Below are 18,733 nucleotides of genomic sequence, written 5' to 3'. Positions count from 1 at the left end.
GGGACACAGAAATAACGTAGGGGTTCGAACCAGACAATAAGAATTAATGGTTGGCTAAAAGTTAACAAATCATCCGTTAAGACGAGCAGAACTGGATGCTAATAAAGCTAATTTGGCTTGAATTAGAGCACATCCATCTATAGAATTCACATTGGGTATACATTTGTGTAGACTTAAATAGAATAGGCGTAGCGGAAGCGATAACATCATCTGACTCGTATTGCAAATGAAAAAAAATTATTGTATAATAAGTGGACACTTCGTAAAAACATACACTATCGTAAGTGATCGTTGGTTCATTTACGTTTTTTTGTGTTTAAATAGAAAGGAAGCAAAGAATGACTGAAATTACATTTAAAGATCTTGCTTTATCGCCTGCAATTTTAAAGGCAATTGAAGAAATTGGTTACGTTAAACCATCACCAATCCAAGCAGAGGCAATCCCAGTTGTATTATCTGGAAAAGATATTATCGGACAAGCACAAACAGGAACAGGAAAAACTGCTGCATTCATGTTACCAATCCTTGAGAAAATCGATCCTAAGAATCGCAACGTTCAAGCATTAGTATTATGTCCAACTCGTGAATTAGCTGTCCAAGTTCATGAAGAATCTAAAAAGTTCGCTCGCAATATGCGTGACGTGCACATTTTATCAATCTATGGAGGACAATCATACGATCCTCAAATCCGCGCGCTTAAAAAAGGTGTTCAAATCGTTGTTGGTACGCCAGGGCGTGTTATGGACCACATGCGCCGTGGAACTTTAAAATTAGAAAACTTAAAAATGTTAGTTTTAGATGAAGCTGATGAAATGTTAAACATGGGATTCAAAGATGATATCGAAGAAATCTTAGAAAAAACTCCTGAATCTCGTCAAACAGTTATGTTCTCAGCGACAATGGCACGTGAAATCATGAACATCGCTAAAACTTATCAAAAATCTCCTGAAATCGTTAAAGTTGTTTCAGAAGAATTATCAAACAAAAAAATCGATCAATACTTCGTTGAAGTAAAACGTCAAGACCGCGTTCATGCAATGATCCGTTGCATCGATATGATGGGATTAACTTCATCAATCGTGTTCACAAACACTAAACGTGAAGTTGATGAATTAGTTTCTAAATTACAAGAAGAGGGATACGTAACTGAAGGGTTACACGGAGATTTAAAACAAGCTCAACGTGACCGCGTTATGAATAGCTTCCGTCGTAAAAACGTTAATATCTTAGTAGCAACTGATATTGCAGCTCGTGGAATCGACGTAAGCAACGTTGAAGCAGTATTCAACTACGATATTCCTTTAAATGAAGAAAACTATGTACACCGTATCGGACGTACAGGTCGTGCAGGTATGACTGGATTATCAATTACATTTGTATTCGGAAAAGATATGTTCCGTATCCGTCGTATCGAAGACTATACAAAAACAAAAATGTCTAAAATGCCTATCCCAACAGTTGAGCAAATCCAAGAAAAACGTTCAAGTAACGTTATCGAAGATGTGATTGCTAACTTAGAAGGACAAGACTTTACAAAAGAAAACGAATTAATTGCTGCAATCTTAGAAAAAGGATACAGCTTAGAACAAGTTGCTGCAGGATTATTACGTATGAACATTGGTCAAAGTACGAAAGAGTACGCACATATCGAAGAAGTGACATCAAACAATAAATCTAAAGGTATGCGTAAAAACGAAGTTCGTTTATTCGTAAACGTTGGATCTAAACAAAAAGTTAAAGCTAAAGACTTCGTTGGAATGTTAACGAAAAAATCAGATATCCCAGCTCGTGCAATCGGAGATATCGATGTTTATAAAAAATTCTCATTCATTAATGTAGATAAAGCACATGCAAATGCAATTATCCGTAAATTAAACTCTAAATTAATTAACGGTAAACCAGTTCGTGCTGAAAAAACTGCACCAGGTGCAACAGCTCCAAAAGGTAGATAATTGTAAGAATAATGTGTAAAAAAAGCCTTCATAACGTGTTATGGAGGCTTTTTCCTGTGGTATAATATTAATCGTTGTTTTAAATTGCTAAATATTAGAAAAAATAATGTCTGAAGCAACTAATTCGAAAGGGAGTATGAAAGGTGTCGACAAGGTTAAAGCCTAAGTTACTATCAGTTATGAAAACTTATAATAAGGAGCAATTCGTCAAAGACGTTATTGCTGGATTGATTGTCGCAATTATCGCATTGCCACTATCAATCGCGTTAGCTATTTCTTCAGGTGTTTCCCCTGAACAGGGGCTATATACCGCTATTATTGCAGGTTTCTTTATTTCTTTACTTGGTGGAAGTCGTGTTCAAATTGGTGGACCGAGTGCAACATTTATGGTGGTTGTTTATAGTGTTGTAGCTGCTCATGGAACGGAAGGATTATTAATTACAACGATCTTAGCTGGAATTATTTTAATTTTATTTGGATTATTGAAATTAGGAAGTGTCATCAAGTATATCCCCTATCCAATTACTGTTGGATTTACGAGTGGGATTGCATTAACCATTTTTAGTTCACAAATTAAAGACTTCTTTGGGATGAATCTTGGTGCGGTCCCAACAGGATTTATTGATAAGTGGAAACTTTATTTTGCATCATTTGATCAAATACAATGGATGCCATTTATGATTGGAGCTATTGCATTAGCTATTTTAATTATTTGGCCAAAAATTAATAAGAAAATTCCCGCTTCATTAATTTCAATTATTGTGACGACGGCTCTAGTTGCCTTTTTAAAATTAGATGTTCAAACGATTGGGACCCAATACACGAATTTATCATCGTCATTCCCAATGCCGTCAATTCCACATATAACATGGAGTAAAATTGAAACTTTGTTGTCACCAGCTTTCACTATCGCTTTCTTATGTTCTCTTGAATCATTACTTTCAGCCGTTGTTTCAGACGGAATGATTGGAAGTAAGCATCGTTCAAATATGGAGTTAGTTGCTGAGGGTGTTGCCAATATTGCCTCTGGTTTATTTGGGGGAATGCCTGCAACAGGTGCGATTGCGCGAACAGTTGCGAATATTAAAAATGGGGGGCGTACTCCAATTGCAGGAGTTGTTCATGCCATTACGTTACTATTTATTTTATTATTCTTAATGCCACTTGTAAAAATGATCCCGCTAGCGACATTAGCTGCTGTCTTAATTATGGTTTCTTATAATATGAGCGAATGGCGTATGTTTAAAAAGTTATTAAGTGCGCCAAAAAGTGATGTCGTTGTCTTATTATCAACATTTTTCTTAACTGTTTTATTTGATTTAACATTAGCTATCAGTGTTGGAATGGTATTAACATCATTCTTATTTATGAAGCGTATGACGGATGTCACAGATATCCAAGGAATTGAAATGAATGATGACGATGACGATTTAGAATTATTAGATGAAGAATTAAAAGAAGCTTTATCAGATGAAATTTTAATTTATGAAATTAATGGGCCATTCTTCTTTGGAGCTGCGGATAAATTCTTAGATTCTATTCAATCGTTACAAGGACCATCAAAAGTGTTAATTATTCGCCTTCGTAATGTTCCAGTTATTGATGCGACAGCTGTTCATGCTTTAAATTTATTACATGATAACTGTCAGCGTTCAAACACGACATTAATTTTAAGTGAAGTTAATGACAGTCCTTATAAAGTCATTAAGCGTGTTGGACTGGTACGTGAAATTGGACGAGCACAAGTTTGTCGTCATTTTGATCAAGCTATTGCACGAGCAAAAGAAATTGTTAAGTTACATTAAACGATATAGTGAAAAGAGCTTCTATTCAAAAAGTGAATAGAAGCTCTTTTTTATTAAATGAAGTTTGATTAGTGATGATCATCCATAAAGAAATGACGATTTGTTGCACAGAAATCTTGAACATGCATTAATGTTTCACCAAAACGTTGGAAGTGAACAACTTCTCGTTCGCGTAAATAAGATAAAACACGAACGACTTCATCATCCGTTGCTAAATCTAGTAAATGTTCATAACCCGCACGAGCGCGTTGTTCAGCAGCCATATTTGATGTAATATCTGCTACTGGATCACCTTTCATATCAATATAAGCAGCTGTCCAAGGTGTTCCTTCAGGATCTGCTAAGAAGATACTTGTTCCACGTCCAGCATAAACACCATCTAAACCAGCTTTTTTAAGCTCATCAATACTTGCTCCATCAGTTAGTTGATAAATCATTGATGAAACAATTTCAAGATGCGCTAGTTCTTCAGTTCCGATATCCGTTAAAGTTGCAATTGATTGACCAGTTGGCATACTATAACGTTGTTGAAGATATTCCATTGAAGCAGCTAATTCACCATCAGCACCACCTAATGCATCAAAAATTGCTTTTGCCATTTTTGGATCACGTTTTTTGATATCTACTGGGAATTGCAGTCTTTTTTCATAAATCCACATAGTCTAAACTCCTCCTTATTTATTTTGCCAAGGCCAAGGTTCATCAACCCATTTGTAATGTTCAACACTTGAAGAATATCCAAAACTCACAAGGGGACCAAATTGTTGTTCATATTGCTGTTTTAGTGATTGATATTGTTTAGATACTTTTTCATAATCATTTAAAGCTTCTTTATTATCCGGATGTGTATCTAGGAAAAGATGTAAATCAACTGCAATTAAGTTAACCGCTTGAAGTTGTAATAAAAATTGTTTTTTATTCATTATCGACATCCCCCTTTTAACATAAAGATGTTAGGTTGAGCAACTTTTTGAGGAGTATAGACGTCATAAAGTTCATTAAAAGCTGTTCCTTGTTGTAAGGTTTCAGTTGGATTATTTAAGGAAGTATAAGGTTGCATACGAACATAAGCTGTAGCAAGAGGGAGATTTTCACAAGTTAATGGACTACCTTTCTTATCTGCCCTTGCTTGTGGATAAGTAGTATGAACCGTTTTTTTGTAATTAGGTTCATCATCAGAATAATATTCATTTTCCATTAAATATAAGTTATAATCTTGCATCGTTGAATTTTTTAATGGTTTTTGCTCAACATAAACAATCTCATCACTTACAGGATATGTTTTTTTCTCAACAACTTTTTTTGAAACAGTTGGCTGCATTAATGGAACCTGTGCATCCACTGGTTCTAAATAGGCTTCAACATACGTTGTTTTTTTATGTTGAGCAGTCGTTGCTTGTGTGCTAGCAATTTGTGGTTGAACCGGTTGGACTTGTTGAACGGGTTGAGGAATAACCACAGGTTGTGCCATTGGAACTCCACAAACCGGAGTAGGAACACCACAAGCTGGAACTGGTACAGCTTGAACAGCTGGGAATGCTTGTTGAACGGGTTGATAAGCAGTTGTGTTAGCTAATTGTGTTGTTGCTGAAGTTGGATAAGCAGCTGTAGGCATAACAGATTGTTGGGTTACTGGATAGCTAGATTGTTGTAGCATAGAAGATTGTTGTGCTGCTGGATAACTAGTTTGTTGTAGCATACCAGGTTGCATAAGCCCTGGATTTTGAACGGTTGTATTATAAGGATTATAAATCACGTTTGCACCAAATCAAAACGACTATGTTTTGACACTGTTCACATGAGCTCGCTAGACTCATGCAGTTCATTGAAGAACATCTCATATTTTCATATGAGTGCAGACTATATCATTACCCTTTTATAAAGTAGAAGGGTATCCTCCGCTTCGGCTATCAATCGCTTATAGCCTACTCCTATTTAGGATAGTCGTTGAAGTTTCCTCTATTCGAGGCTTACCTGCTGATGATCCATTGTCCTAGCACTTAGGATTTAACCATATGCCATCTCATTCATTTTTTCTACTTTCGTCACCTTCACGCTTAAAGCTATTCGCTTTTACGTTGTGGTTGAATGAGCTTTAGGAAATTCCAGCAATTCAAAGGATGTTGAAGAGTGATCTCTTACTCCATGCTCGTTTCTGAACATGGGAGGCATTACCTCCATATAACATGTTTAAGAAACTACATAACATCCTCCAAGTAATGAAGCTTCTTAAACTAATAGGCATCATCATCTTGCCTAATTTAAAATATGTCTATTGGCTTAGAATGGTGACATTGAACGAGTATTAAAATAAAATCCCTTAATCATTAGATTAAGGGATTAGTATATCAATTATCATTTGCTATCTTTGAAAAAATATTTATCATGAGCTAAGTGCTCTTGAACATGAACTAGTGTTTCACCAAAGCGTTGGAAATGAACAATTTCACGTTCTCTTAAATAAGAAAGGACTTTTTTAACATCTTCATCTGTTGTCATATCGAGTAAGTGTTCATATCCAGCACGAGCGCGTTGTTCAGCCCCCATATTCGAGGTGATGTCAGCAACTGGATCACCTTTCATATCAATATAAGCAGCTGTCCAAGGTGTGTTTTCAGGATCAGCTAGGAATACAGAAGTACCACGTGAAGCATATATTCCATCAAAACCAGCACGTTTAATCTCTTCCATTGTTGCTCCAGCAGTTAATTGAAAAATTAAAGAAGAGACGATTTCAAGATGTGCTAGCTCTTCTGTTCCGATATCAGTTAAGGTTGCAATTGATTTCCCAGTTGGCATTGTGTAACGTTGTTGTAGATATTCCATAGAAGCTGATAATTCCCCATCGGCTCCTCCTAATTCTTCATAAATGGCTTTCGCCATTCTCAAATCACGTTGTTTAATGTCGACTGGATACTGTAATTTTTTTTCATAAATCCACATACTCTCATCTCCTCTTAACGTTGTTCCCAAGGCCATGGATCATTAACCCAACTATATTGATCAAATGAAGTCATATAACCAAAGTTAGTAAGTGGTCCATATTCATATTCATAATCTTCTCTAAGTTTTTGATATTGTTTAGTGACTTGTCTATAATCTTCTAATGCTTCTTTATTTCCTGGGTGAGTATCAAGAAAGAGTTGAAGATCAACAGCTATCAAGTTCAACGCTTGGAGTTTTCTAAGAAGTACTTCTTTACTCATCGTAACGGCCTCCTTTAGATACTTTTCGTGGTTTATATGGATCATAAAGATCGGCAAAAAAAGTCCCTTGTTTTAGCGTTTGAAATGGACTATTTAAATTTTTGTAAGATTGTGGTCGAACGTAAGCTGTTGCTAAAGGTAAGTTGGAGCATGTGAGTTTCTGCTTATCATAATAGTAATCATTTTGATAAAAATCAGTTTTATTGGTATACATTCTTTCACCGTCCAGTAGTTTATCTATAATTATGTCAATTAGATCGTTTATTTGTAAGTGACTATTTATGACAGGATAAATAGTAGCGGGATTAAATTCTCATCCGCATGCTTTAGTATATGATCGACATTTTTCAATGAAAAGGATGATTATCTCGTTAAATTAAAATTTAAGAAATAAAATTATCGATTACGTTTAAAGATTTTGGATACGCTAATAATGTTAATAGTTGATGAAGGGAGATGATTTGTTGAATACACTAGAAGCAATTGCTAAACGAAGAAGCCATCATGAATTTAAAGGCACAAAATTATCGAAAAATCAGTTGGAACTATTAATCAAATGTGGTCTTAGTGCGCCAAGTTGTAATAATGAGCAGCCTTGGTTTCTAGTTGGTATTTTAAACTGTGAGATTATTCATCAATTAAATGATGAGATTGGAATGGTTAAAGGCCATATAGGACATGATTATTTTTATGGAGCACCAGCTCTAATTTTGATTTTAGGTGATAAACTTGCAACTAATGCTATGGTTGATTGCGCAGTGTGTACTCAAAATATTTTACTTGCTGCTGAAGATTTAAATCTTGCAAGTTGTTGGATTGATGAAGTTAAAGCGTTGAATCAAAGTGAAAAGTTTTATGACTATGAAGGAAAATTAAAAATTCCAGAGGGTTATGAATTTATGGGTGGTGTTGCCTTAGGCGAACGTGTAAACACACCGGAAGAACCTGAACAACGAAGAGGAACATGGACGATTATCGATTAAAAAAAGCGACGACAATTATAATCTGTACCCTTTGTCAAGGACAAAGAAAAAAAACTAAGCAACTTGAAGCTGATTTCTGTATCCTACAGGAGTCAGCTTATTTAAATTCCATTGATATCTAAAGTTGTTATGGTAATCCATATAATCTTCAATTTCAATGAGTAAATCATCAAATGTCAGTTGATTTGTTATATCTGCTTCATCTTTTAGATGCCCAAAAAATGATTCTTGTGGAGCGTTATCCCAACAATTACCCTTTCTAGACATCGATTGTTGAATTCCCAATTCCTTTAATTGATTCGAAAATTGTGGACTCGTATAGTGCACGCCCTGATCGGAGTGAATAATCGTTTCTTTCGTTAATTGGACAGTCGGATTTTCTTCAAGTTGGTTCAGTGTTTGGAGAACAAAATCTATCTTTAAATTATCACTTAATTGAAAAGCTAAAACTTCATTCGTTGCACTATCTAAAATGGTCGAGAGATAGGCAGTCTGACCCTTTCCATATTTTAAATAAGTGATATCGGTTAATAGAACTTTGTAAGGTTCTGATGGCCTAAATTGACGGTTAACAAGATTTGGACAGACGCGATGTGCTTGCGTCGCTTTAGCGAGTTTACGATAGGGATTGCTGCGACGAACTTGACTCAATAATCCATATTTTTTCATGATTCGATGAATAGATTTTAGGTTAAAGGCGATGTTGAATTCTCCTTTAAGAACCATCGCTACTTGGCGAATTCCCTTGTTTTTTCGTCCCTTGAAATGAATGGCCTGTTGAATAACTTCTAAACGTTGTTGTTCCTCTTTTAATCGCTTTAAACGTGCTTCTTCAGCACATGACGAAAAATAACGATAATAACCTGATCTTGAAACACCAAGACTATCGCATAAATGAGAAATTAAAGAGTTAAATTTAGTTGATGTCTGACTCACTACTTGATGAATCATTTGAAACTTTACTTCTTTAGAGACTATTCGAGCATTTTTCTCATGAGTCTCAACTTTTTTAATAATTCGTTCTCAATCTTTAAAACTTCTAATTCAGCTTGCGTACGTAATAATTGTTCTTCTATCGTTAACTCTCGTTTTAGAGGCCTTCCAGAATTCTTGGTACGACTATCATCCAATCCTAATGGCCCCTGAGTTTTAAAGGCTTGTTTCCAACGTTTAGCTGCAGAATTCACACGCTGCATGCCAAGCATCGCAACATTAAATCCATAGTATTCGAATATCTCTCGTGGAAACTTTCCTTTCTCGCTCATCATAATAAAGTTCTCCTTAAATTCTTTCGTATAAGTAATCCCTTTTTCAGACACTGACTTAACATATTCATTTTGTTTGAGTTGTTCAATCTCTTGTGGTGTAAATAACTTCTTGCTCATCTAAAATCCTCCCAAAATCTAATAGTTTATATTATACCAAAAAGACCCTAGAGGGTAGACTTTTTTTATCTGTCTACTCTCTAGGGTACATTTTATTAATTGTCGTCGCTTTTTTTATTAAGATGATGCCAAGCTCGCCAAAGAATAAGGGCTGAAATAACAAAGGCCGTAAAATCAGAAATGGGAAAAGAATACCAGACACCGTTTAATCCAAGTGAGGTATATCGAGGTAAGATGAGAATAAGTGGGATTAAAATAATGAATTGTCTAAGGATTGAAAGAAATAGTGAAGGGATTGGTTTTCCTAATGATTGATAAAAGGTTGAGGCTACCATTTGTAGTCCGATGGTCCAAAAGAAAAGAAGTTGTAATCGTAAAACAAAAGTTGCCTCGGAAATTAAACTTTTATCTTTTGTAAATAAGTTAATCACCGTACTTGGAAATAAAATTCCGACGATTGATCCAATAGCCCCGATGATCGTCGTATATATAAGTGCGAGTTTAACGACTTGTTTAATTCGATCCGGTTGTTTGGCTCCGTAGTTATAACTAGCGATCGGTTGTAATCCTTGATTGATTCCCATGATTGGTAAAAAGAAAAAGGAGATGATTCGATTAACTGTTCCAAAGGCTGTTAGCGAAACAGTTCCTCCATAACTTCTTAAGGTTGCGTTCGTGATGAGAGCAAAGAGTGAGCTTGCTCCATTTCGTGCAAAGGCCGAAAACCCCACACTAATAATTGAAGTGGAAACTTTTAAATTTGGGATGAAGTATTTTCGCTCAAACTTAACAATACTGCGATGACTAAGAATAAAGAATAAAGAAAAAGCAGTCGCTAAGGCTTGTGCAAGGACAGTAGCTAAAGCTGCACCTTTAATTCCCCAGTTTAAAACAAAAATGAATAAAAGATCGAGTGCTATATTGAATAATGATCCAATTAACACTGTGATCATTGAAATTTTAATATTTCCTTCGGAACGAAAGACAGCGCTAGAAAGTAAAGCAAGAGCATTAAAAGGAATAGCCCAGATTGAAATGAGCAAATAATCACGTGCATAAGGAATTAATTCTTCATTTGATCCAAAGATATATAAGATTTGATTAATAAAAAAGAAGCTAGTAATCATTAATAAGATTGAGATAATGGTTGTCAAAATATAGGCATTAGTCATTACCTGATTAGCACGATTATTATTTTGTTCACCTAAACTTCTTGAAATTGCTGAAGCTGCTCCAATGGAGATCATTTGAGCAAATGCAGCATATAACGTTTGAATGGGAAAAACAATCCCAATCCCACCTATAGCTAAAGTTCCGATTCCTTTCGCTACAAAGATAGTATCGACTATATTATAAATCCCACTAGCAAGCATGGCGATAAAAGCGGGCATAGAAAAAGACAAAAGGAGTTTGCTAATTTTTTCAGTTCCCAAGAATTCACTACTACAATTTGCTTTCATTAATGTTTCACTCCATTACTTAAATCATTCTGTTTTAGTATGTCTAATTCTACGGGTATTAAAAAAATGTGGGTGTATTTTAAAATTAAAATAAGTCATCGTCTCATAGGACTAAATATTCAAAAAAAGTAAATATTAATAATTAGTATAAGTAGGTGATAAAACGTTTTATAAATTTGATTTTGTTCCATAAATTATGAAAATAATCCAATAATAAACTAAAATTATCTATTTTATCCCTAATTATTACATAAATTACGTGTATTAATTACTAATCAATTATCCTATAATGAATTCTGCAAAATTTTCATAAAGGAGTGAACATCTTGGAAAATCCACATTTTCTTCCTGCAATTATCATATTTCTGATTGCTTATGGAATTATTATTTCTGAAAAATTTAATCGAACTGTGATTGCATTAATTGCAGCAGTTCTAATGGTAGTTTTTCATATCTTTAATCAAGAACAAGCTTTAGAATTTATTGATTTTAATACCGTTGGTTTATTAATTGGAATGATGATTATTGTTAACATTTTAAAGCGTACAGGAATTTTCCAATACGTTGCAATTAAAACAGCTAAGTTATCAAAGGGAAGTCCTTGGCGAATTATGGTTTATTTCGCTATTATTACTGCTGTTTCATCTGCTTTACTCGATAATGTTACAACCATTTTATTAATTGCTCCAGTGACCTTTGTTATAACAGAAACATTAGGTTTAAATGCAATACCGTTTTTATTAACCGAAGTCTTTAGTGCAAATATTGGTGGGCTTGCGACATCAATCGGGGATCCAACCATCATTATGATTAGTGGGGCAACAGGATTATCTTTTACGGATGTTTTATTTAATTTAGGACCGATTGTGCTTGTTATTTTCACTGTTGTGTTATTGATTTTAAAACTTATATTCCATAAACAATTACACATTAGTGAAGATAATAAGAAGAAAATTGAACAGTTTGATGTGTCTAAGGCAATTACTGATTCAACCCTACTCAAAAAAAGTGGAATTATCTTATTGTTAACAATTGCTGGATTTGCTACACACCATGCAATCGGAATTGAATCAGCGACTATTGCCTTATTAGGTGCTGGTATTCTTTTATTAATTAGTAAAGTTGACGTAGAAGAAGTGTTAGAGGAAGTAGAGTGGCCAACCATCTTCTTCTTTATGGGATTATTCGTTATGGTTGGAGCACTTGAAACAGTAGGTGTCCTTGAAGTATTAGCAAGTGGATTAATTAGCCTAACAGGTGGAAGTGTGATGATTACGTCACTATTAATCTTATGGGGAGCGGCCATTGCTTCGGCTTTCTTAGATAATATCCCATTCGTCGCAACTATGATTCCGTTAATTTTAAATATCGGACAAATGACAGGAATGGATACAACGGCTTTATGGTGGTCATTAGCTTTAGGTGCATGTTTAGGTGGAAATGGTAGTATCGTTGGTGCTTCATCTAATGTTATTGTTAGTGGGATGTTGCACAAAAAAGGATATAAACTATCATTCGGTGACTTTTTGAAAATTGGGTTCCCAATCATGATAATTGCTGTTGCCATTTCCACAGTCTATATTCTGATCTTTTATGTCTAATTAGAATAAATATCCTATAAATACTATTACTTCTTTTAAAGGAGAATGAATTATGCCAAAATACTCGCGAACTTATAGACCTACTCGATCTTATACAACTTCAGGCGTTTTAACTCAAGCTAGTTATTTAGAAATGGAAGCTGAACAACATGAAATGAAACTAAGACAAATGGGGGGAGAAGTTCTCCAATTAAGTGCAAAATGTTGTTATGTGAGATTTCATATTGGAGAATTTAAATTATCTTATGTCTATAATATCAATCGATCAAATCGTTATTTCTTAGAACGTCTTAAACCGTATCCACTTCCCTTAAAAGAATACGAAAATGAAGATGATGTAATTGAAATGATTCGCCTTGATTTAGAACATTTCCAAAATGCAGCTAAGAGTAAAAATATCACTTCGTTTATTAAAATTAATCAAGAGTTAAATCGAACAGCTAAAGCGTTTGAAGATTTATTTTTATACTATAACGTAGAAACATTCCATACAGATACAATTTTACAAAAGCTAGATGAAATTAAGGATGAAATCCGTAAAACAGTAGATGATTCAGAACGTTTATTTGATGATGGTGAGCCATGCTCATTAATTCAATTTTTAGAAACTCCAGTAAAATAACAGAAAGGGTCGTAAAGTTTAACTTTACGACCTTTTCTTATTCATAATAACTTTAACCTCTTTAGCCAAATAACAAAGGGCCATAACATTAATTGTGGCAGTTAATGCAACTCCTAAGTCGACAAGTGACCAAATCAATGAGGCTGAGCCGATGGATGAAATCAAAATCACAATTAACACAATTACTCTGACAGGATAAAGAATCTTTTCATTCTTACATAAATATTTTACATTACATTCACCATAAAAATATCCAGTTAAAATGGTACTAAAAGCGAAGAAGAAAATAGAAATCGCTAAAATAACTCCACCAATTGGGCCAAATAGTTCTGTTAAAGCATACTGAGTTAACTCGATTCCATTACTGTGAGTCGTGCCAACTTCCACGGCATTAGTCACCATAATTAAAAAAGCAGTAATCGTACAAATAAATAGTGTTGTAACATAAACTCCAAAAGATTGAATATAGCCTTGATCAGTAGGATTATCGCTATTAGTTACCGCGGCTGCATGAGCACCCGATCCCATTCCAGCTTCATTAGAAAAAACACCACGTTTAATTCCAATGATGATGGTATACATCACGGTTCCTCCAATTAAGGGAGATGGCTGAAAAGCATCTTGGAAAATAGTCATAAAAAAAGTTGGAATATAATCAAAGTGAGTAATCATAACAAAAAGACCAATTCCTATATAGAATAGAGCCATAATTGGAACAATCTTTGATGTCATTTTAGCAATTGTTGAAGCCCCACCAAAAATAATCATTGAAGTGATCAATGCTAATCCAACTCCAGTTAATAGTGGAGGAATAGATAATACATCCCTAAATGACGTTGCAATAGTATTGGCTTGAATTGCACTGAAGCCAAATGTATAGGTTAAGACGATAATAAAAGCATAAATAACTGCAAATCCTTTTTGATGCATTCCATATTCAATGTAGTAAGCAGGCCCTCCAATATAAATATCCCCATCTCTTTTTTTATACAGTTGTGCAAGTGTACTTTCAACGAATGAAGCGGCTGCTGTAATTAAGGCGCTTATCCACATCCAAAATACACTTCCAGGTCCTCCGATGTAAATTCCAAGAGCAACTCCAGCTAATGAACCAACGCCTACTCGCGCAGCTAATGCCATTGTAAATGACTGAAAGGAGGACACACTACTATTAGATGATTTTTTAGTTAAGCACTGAATCATTTTTTTAAATCTAAATTGAACGCCTTGAAAATAGAACGTAAATATTAAACTAACAAATAACAATATTGGAATTGCTAAGTATGACCAGATAATATGTTCCAAATCTTTGACTAGTTCTGACATATTTAATCCTCCATCAATGTTTCATAATTAATATCTAATGTATTTTAAGAAGTGGAGGATTATGATTAAAAACAAAAAAAGAGATATCGTTAGACGATATCTCTTTAGATTAGGCATTATCCTTGTAATTCTAAGTATTTTGCGATTGTACGAACCATAACTCCAGTTCCACCTTTTGGACCTAAATCATAAGCTGTTTTTGAATCAGCAGTTCCAGCAATATCTAAGTGAATCCATGGTGTATCTTCAACGAATTCTTTTAAGAAGGCTGCAGCCATAATCGCTCCAGGTTTTCCGATTGGAGCATTGTTTAAATCAGCTACATCACTATTACGAAGAGCTTTTTGATCACGAGGGAATAAAGGCATTTGCCACATATATTCATTTGTTAAATCAGCAGCTTTCTGAAATTCATCTAAGAAGGCTTGGTTATTAGTAAAGGCTCCTGTTGTATCAGCACCTAATGCTGCAATAATTGCTCCTGTTAAAGTAGCTAAATCAATGATTTTGCTTGCACCTAAGTGTTTAGCAAATGTGATACCATCTGCTAAGATTAAACGTCCCTCAGCATCTGTGTTTGTTACTTCGACAGTTTTCCCACTCATTGTTGTTAGGATATCACCAGGTTTGATTGCATCTCCGCTAATCATGTTATCTGTTGATGGAATAACAAGTAATAAGTTGACTGGTAAGTTTAAGCGTACCGCAACTTGGAAAGCACCGAATGCAGAAGCGGCTCCCCCCATATCACCTTTCATTGCTTCCATCCCAGAACGTGGTTTTAGACAATATCCACCTGTATCGAACGTTAAACCTTTACCAACTAAGGCAGTGATATTTTCAAAGCGTGGTGTTCCTTGATATTTCACGACAATCATTTTTGGAGGTTGGACGGATCCGCGGTTAACACCAAGGATTCCACCCATTCCTAGTTGTTCCATTTCATCTTTTTCAACGATGCGAATTTCTAATTCATGTTCATTAGCGAATTGAGCGATATGACTCGCTAAATCTGTTGCCGTTAATTTATTACCTGGCTCATTTAATAATTGACGAGCACTGTTTGTTGCCTCTCCGTAAATCACTCCACGATTTAAATCATCTGTAATTTGTGAATCGCAATGGATGAAGAAATTAACAGGTGTTGTAGCTTTCTCTTCAGTCTTATAAGTTTCCATTTTATATGTTGATAAAGTGATAGCTTCAGCACAAACTGTCGCTAATTCATTAATTGAGACAGCTTTACAATCGAATGTTTCTAATAAGATGGTTACATCCTCTTTTGCTGCTTTTGCGACTTTTCCTAAAACTTTACGACATTTTTCAACCGTAAAATCTGTTGATTTGCCTAATCCTACAATATAAACTTTTTTACTTTCAATTTGCCCTAATGGATAAATTGGCGTGATATCTTTAAAGTTAGTTGGAATTAATCCCTCTTCTAATGAAACTGATAAACGTTTATTTAATGCTTTATCTAATTGAGTAATAATGTCATGAGAGATATCTGAGAAAACGCCAACTACTAAATTTGTTTTTTCATTTTTAATCTTTAAACTCGATTTGAATTCAATCATCGTTCTCACCCTTTCTTTGTTTTAATATTATACCATAAATTACCTGTATTTATGGTATAATCTATCAATTTATATTATGGCTCTTTTATAGCATTTATTATTTCATACTTTTTAAACGTAGGATATGAAAAAGCACTCGATTTACTTGAGTGCTTTTAAATGAATTATTCAGAAACAGGAACAACCGCTCCTGCATATGTTTCAACAATGAAATCTTGGATTTCTTTAGAACGTAAAACTTCAACTAATGTTTTAATATCATCACGGTTTTCATCTCCGCTATTAACAGCGATGATATTTACATAAGGAGATTCAGATCCTTCCATAGCAATAGAATCAGTCATTGGATTTAATCCACCGTCTAATGCATAGTTTGTGTTAATTAAAACCGCATCTCCTTCATTTTGTTCATAAACAGTAACTAACATACCTGGATCAATATCGGTTTTGAATGTTAAGTTTTTAGGATTTTCAATAATATCTTCTACTGTAGCAACACTAGCATCTACATTAGAATCTAAAGTAATTAATCCTTCTGTTTGTAATAAGGATAACATACGTCCATGATCAGCAACTGAATTACTCATGATAATTGTAGCGCCTTCAGGTAATTCATCTAAAGATTTATAATTTTTAGAGTAAATACCGATTGGCTCGATGTGAATTCCACCTGCATTAACTAGATGTGTTCCATGCTCTTCATTAAATCCCTCTAAGTAAGGGATGTGCTGGAAGTAGTTCGCATTTAATTCTCCTTCATCTAAAGTTGTATTGGGTAAGACATAGTCTTGGAATGTGACAACATCTAATTCAATTCCTTTTTCCTTAAGTAATGGTTTGGCTTGTTCTAAAATCTCTGCATGAGGAACAGCTGTTGCTCCAACTTTTAATGTTGTTTTCTCTTCACCACTATTTCCACATCCAACTAAAGAAATAGCTGCCACTAAACTTAATAAACCTAATGATAATTTTTTCATTTTTAACTTCCTCCTTAAATTTTCATATTCTTTGCTCGTTTTCCCCAACGAGTGATATATAAATCTTAATCAACTGATTAAGGATTTAACTGAATAAATAGTTTTTATTAACGTTTGTCAATTTGTTTAGTGATCATATCTCCGATAAACTGAATCACAAAGACAATTACTAAAATAATGACGGTTGCTACAAAAACAACGTCAAATCGATGACGTTGGAATCCATCTAAGTAAGCTAGATTTCCAAGACCACCTGCACCGATAACACCAGCCATTGCTGTATATCCAACAAGTGAGATCGTTGTAACCGTAATTCCTGAAACTAAAGCAGGTAAGCTTTCAGGAATGAGGACTTTTCGAATAATCGTCCAAAGTGAAGCTCCCATTGCAATGGAAGCTTCTATGACACCTTTATCAATTTCGCGAAGCGCGATTTCAACAAGACGCCCATAGAAAGGAGCGGCTCCTATAATTAAAGCTGGTAGGGCTGCATTCGGCCCAAGGACCGTCCCAACTAAGAATTTTGTAAAGTTTAACAAAAGAATGATTAAAATGACAAATGGAATTGAACGAAAAATGTTAACAAATGCTGATAAAACACGATTAATCCATTTATTTTCTAAGAGTTGATTCGGTGCTGTTAAAAATAAGACTAACCCGATAATTAATCCTAAAATAAAGACGAAGATACCTGCGATAGCAGTCATATATAATGTTTCAAGCGTTGCCGAGAACATTTTATCCCATTTGACATTTGGTAGTAATAATAAAAACATTATGAAATCACCTCAACTTCTACCCCAACTTCTTTTAAATAATTAAGAGCTGGAATGATTTCTAGACCCGTAAGTTGAACATAAAGAGAACCGTAGCCACCCTCTTGAGTTTGTACGACCTTTCCTTGAATAATATTAATGTCCACTTGGTAGTTACGAATAACGTTTGTGATGAAAGGTTGTTCTGCTTTTTCTTTTAGATATTTCAGAAGAACAATTTTTCCTTTAGGGAACTTTTTAATTAGATGTTCGACCGTCTCAATTGAGTCATCTTCACTCGCTACTTGTTTAACGAAACGTTCAGTAACTGGATGCTGAGGATTAGAGAAAACCGTTAAGACATCTCCTTGTTCAACGATACGCCCACTTTCCATAATCGCCACATGATGACAAATTTTTTGAATCACATGCATTTCATGTGTGATTAGAACAATAGTTAAGTTATATTTTTTATTAATTTGAACAAGTAAATCTAAAATTTCATCTGTTGTTTGCGGATCAAGGGCTGAAGTGGCTTCATCACAAAGTAGAACTTTAGGATTGTTAGCCAATGCACGTGCAATCCCAACGCGTTGTTTTTGTCCACCACTCAATTGAGAGGGATAATTGTCTTCTTTTCCACTTAAACCAACTAATTGAATAAGTTCTAAAACTTGTGGCTTGATTTCTTCTTTTTTTACCCCTGCAATCTCAAGTGAGAAGGCGATATTTTCAAATACCGTACGTGACCAGAGTAAATTAAAGTGTTGAAAGACCATTCCAATTTGTTGTCGAGCTAATCGAAGCTCTTTAGAGGAGATTTGAGTTAAATCTTTCCCATCAATGGTAACTGTCCCTTCAGTTGGACGTTCCAGTAAGTTTAACATTCGAATTAGTGTACTTTTTCCAGCCCCACTGTAACCGATAATTCCGAATATTTCCCCTTTTCGGATAGATAAGTTAACCGAATCTACAGCAGTGACACATCCAGAATTCGTATTAAATATTTTTTTTATTTGATTAAGAACAATCATGAAATTCTCCCCTTTCGTTCTCTTAATCAGATGCTACAATTTTCTTATTT

At 34.6% G+C, this 18,733-nt stretch carries 18 protein-coding genes; 5 read left to right on the top strand and 13 right to left on the bottom strand.

Annotation, left to right across the window (positions count from 1 at the left end):
* Nucleotides 1-338: 338 nt before the first annotated feature.
* Nucleotides 339-1,952, top strand: coding sequence for a DEAD/DEAH box helicase (locus J0J69_RS08680; RefSeq protein WP_055244570.1), 1,614 nt, complete (start codon nt 339-341; stop codon nt 1,950-1,952).
* A gap of 143 nt (nt 1,953-2,095) precedes the next feature.
* A complete protein-coding gene (locus tag J0J69_RS08675; RefSeq protein WP_212724636.1) occupies nt 2,096-3,757 on the top strand; it encodes a SulP family inorganic anion transporter in 1,662 nt (553 codons plus the stop codon).
* Nucleotides 3,758-3,825: 68 nt separating this feature from the next.
* On the opposite strand, the gene J0J69_RS08670 is transcribed toward J0J69_RS08675, so the two are convergent.
* The 6 genes from J0J69_RS08670 to J0J69_RS08645 form a co-directional block, all read right to left on the bottom strand.
* Nucleotides 3,826-4,416, bottom strand: coding sequence for a manganese catalase family protein (locus J0J69_RS08670; RefSeq protein ID WP_055245293.1), 591 nt, complete (start codon nt 4,414-4,416; stop codon nt 3,826-3,828).
* A gap of 15 nt (nt 4,417-4,431) precedes the next feature.
* Nucleotides 4,432-4,680 (bottom strand): spore coat protein CotJB, encoded by a 249-nt coding sequence (locus J0J69_RS08665; protein WP_055245291.1) that lies wholly within the window; start codon nt 4,678-4,680, stop codon nt 4,432-4,434.
* Complete coding sequence (locus J0J69_RS08660; RefSeq protein WP_256637856.1) at nt 4,680-5,513, bottom strand: spore coat associated protein CotJA; 834 nt, start codon at nt 5,511-5,513, stop codon at nt 4,680-4,682. The genes J0J69_RS08665 and J0J69_RS08660 overlap by 1 nt, the downstream gene beginning before the upstream one ends.
* A gap of 599 nt (nt 5,514-6,112) precedes the next feature.
* Nucleotides 6,113-6,700, bottom strand: a complete 588-nt coding sequence (locus J0J69_RS08655; protein ID WP_055304481.1) for a manganese catalase family protein — start codon at nt 6,698-6,700, stop codon at nt 6,113-6,115.
* Between the two features lie 14 nt (nt 6,701-6,714).
* A complete protein-coding gene (locus tag J0J69_RS08650; RefSeq protein WP_055304479.1) occupies nt 6,715-6,963 on the bottom strand; it encodes a spore coat protein CotJB in 249 nt (82 codons plus the stop codon).
* Complete coding sequence (locus tag J0J69_RS08645) at nt 6,956-7,177, bottom strand: spore coat associated protein CotJA (RefSeq protein ID WP_055304477.1); 222 nt, start codon at nt 7,175-7,177, stop codon at nt 6,956-6,958. The genes J0J69_RS08650 and J0J69_RS08645 overlap by 8 nt, the downstream gene beginning before the upstream one ends.
* A gap of 250 nt (nt 7,178-7,427) precedes the next feature.
* On the opposite strand from J0J69_RS08645, the gene J0J69_RS08640 reads away from it, so the two are divergent.
* On the top strand, nt 7,428-7,946 hold the full coding sequence (locus J0J69_RS08640) for a nitroreductase family protein (RefSeq protein ID WP_237252748.1): 519 nt from the start codon (nt 7,428-7,430) through the stop codon (nt 7,944-7,946).
* A gap of 54 nt (nt 7,947-8,000) precedes the next feature.
* Here the strand turns inward: J0J69_RS08640 and J0J69_RS08635 are convergent.
* Both J0J69_RS08635 and J0J69_RS08630 read right to left on the bottom strand, forming a co-directional pair.
* Nucleotides 8,001-9,331 (bottom strand): IS3 family transposase gene (locus J0J69_RS08635; protein ID WP_370456843.1). Its coding sequence is split into 2 segments (ribosomal slippage): nt 8,001-8,927 and nt 8,930-9,331, totalling 1,329 coding nucleotides; the frame shifts between segments, so codons are not numbered across the junction.
* Between the two features lie 95 nt (nt 9,332-9,426).
* The gene (locus tag J0J69_RS08630) at nt 9,427-10,791 is read right to left on the bottom strand and encodes an MATE family efflux transporter (RefSeq protein WP_055276652.1); all 1,365 of its coding nucleotides are present in this window, start codon (nt 10,789-10,791) and stop codon (nt 9,427-9,429) included.
* Nucleotides 10,792-11,117: 326 nt separating this feature from the next.
* Here J0J69_RS08630 and J0J69_RS08625 point away from each other — a divergent pair, with 326 nt between their 5' ends.
* Both J0J69_RS08625 and J0J69_RS08620 read left to right on the top strand, forming a co-directional pair.
* Nucleotides 11,118-12,392: an ArsB/NhaD family transporter gene (locus J0J69_RS08625; RefSeq protein ID WP_212724637.1), complete on the top strand. Its 1,275-nt coding sequence runs from the start codon at nt 11,118-11,120 to the stop codon at nt 12,390-12,392.
* A gap of 52 nt (nt 12,393-12,444) precedes the next feature.
* Nucleotides 12,445-13,014, top strand: a complete 570-nt coding sequence (locus J0J69_RS08620) for a hypothetical protein (RefSeq protein WP_068759215.1) — start codon at nt 12,445-12,447, stop codon at nt 13,012-13,014.
* A 24-nt stretch (nt 13,015-13,038) separates the two neighbouring features.
* On the opposite strand, the gene J0J69_RS08615 is transcribed toward J0J69_RS08620, so the two are convergent.
* From J0J69_RS08615 to J0J69_RS08595, 5 genes are all read right to left on the bottom strand, one after another.
* Nucleotides 13,039-14,340, bottom strand: a complete 1,302-nt coding sequence (locus J0J69_RS08615; protein WP_055276656.1) for an alanine/glycine:cation symporter family protein — start codon at nt 14,338-14,340, stop codon at nt 13,039-13,041.
* A gap of 116 nt (nt 14,341-14,456) precedes the next feature.
* Nucleotides 14,457-15,917: a leucyl aminopeptidase gene (locus J0J69_RS08610; protein ID WP_055276657.1), complete on the bottom strand. Its 1,461-nt coding sequence runs from the start codon at nt 15,915-15,917 to the stop codon at nt 14,457-14,459.
* Nucleotides 15,918-16,081: 164 nt separating this feature from the next.
* Nucleotides 16,082-16,894: a MetQ/NlpA family ABC transporter substrate-binding protein gene (locus J0J69_RS08605; RefSeq protein WP_212724638.1), complete on the bottom strand. Its 813-nt coding sequence runs from the start codon at nt 16,892-16,894 to the stop codon at nt 16,082-16,084.
* Nucleotides 16,895-17,001: 107 nt separating this feature from the next.
* On the bottom strand, nt 17,002-17,670 hold the full coding sequence (locus J0J69_RS08600; protein ID WP_055242896.1) for a methionine ABC transporter permease: 669 nt from the start codon (nt 17,668-17,670) through the stop codon (nt 17,002-17,004).
* Entirely contained in the window at nt 17,670-18,683 is a 1,014-nt protein-coding gene (locus J0J69_RS08595; protein ID WP_212724639.1) for a methionine ABC transporter ATP-binding protein, read from the bottom strand. Before J0J69_RS08595 ends, J0J69_RS08600 begins: the two co-directional genes overlap by 1 nt.
* Between the last annotated feature and the right edge of the window lie 50 nt (nt 18,684-18,733).

Source organism: Turicibacter bilis (assembly GCF_024499055.1).
GTDB lineage: Bacteria > Bacillota_I > Bacilli_A > MOL361 > Turicibacteraceae > Turicibacter > Turicibacter bilis.
The sequence above is the reverse complement of the archived record's forward strand: the minus strand, read 5'-3'. Positions and strand labels throughout refer to the sequence as shown.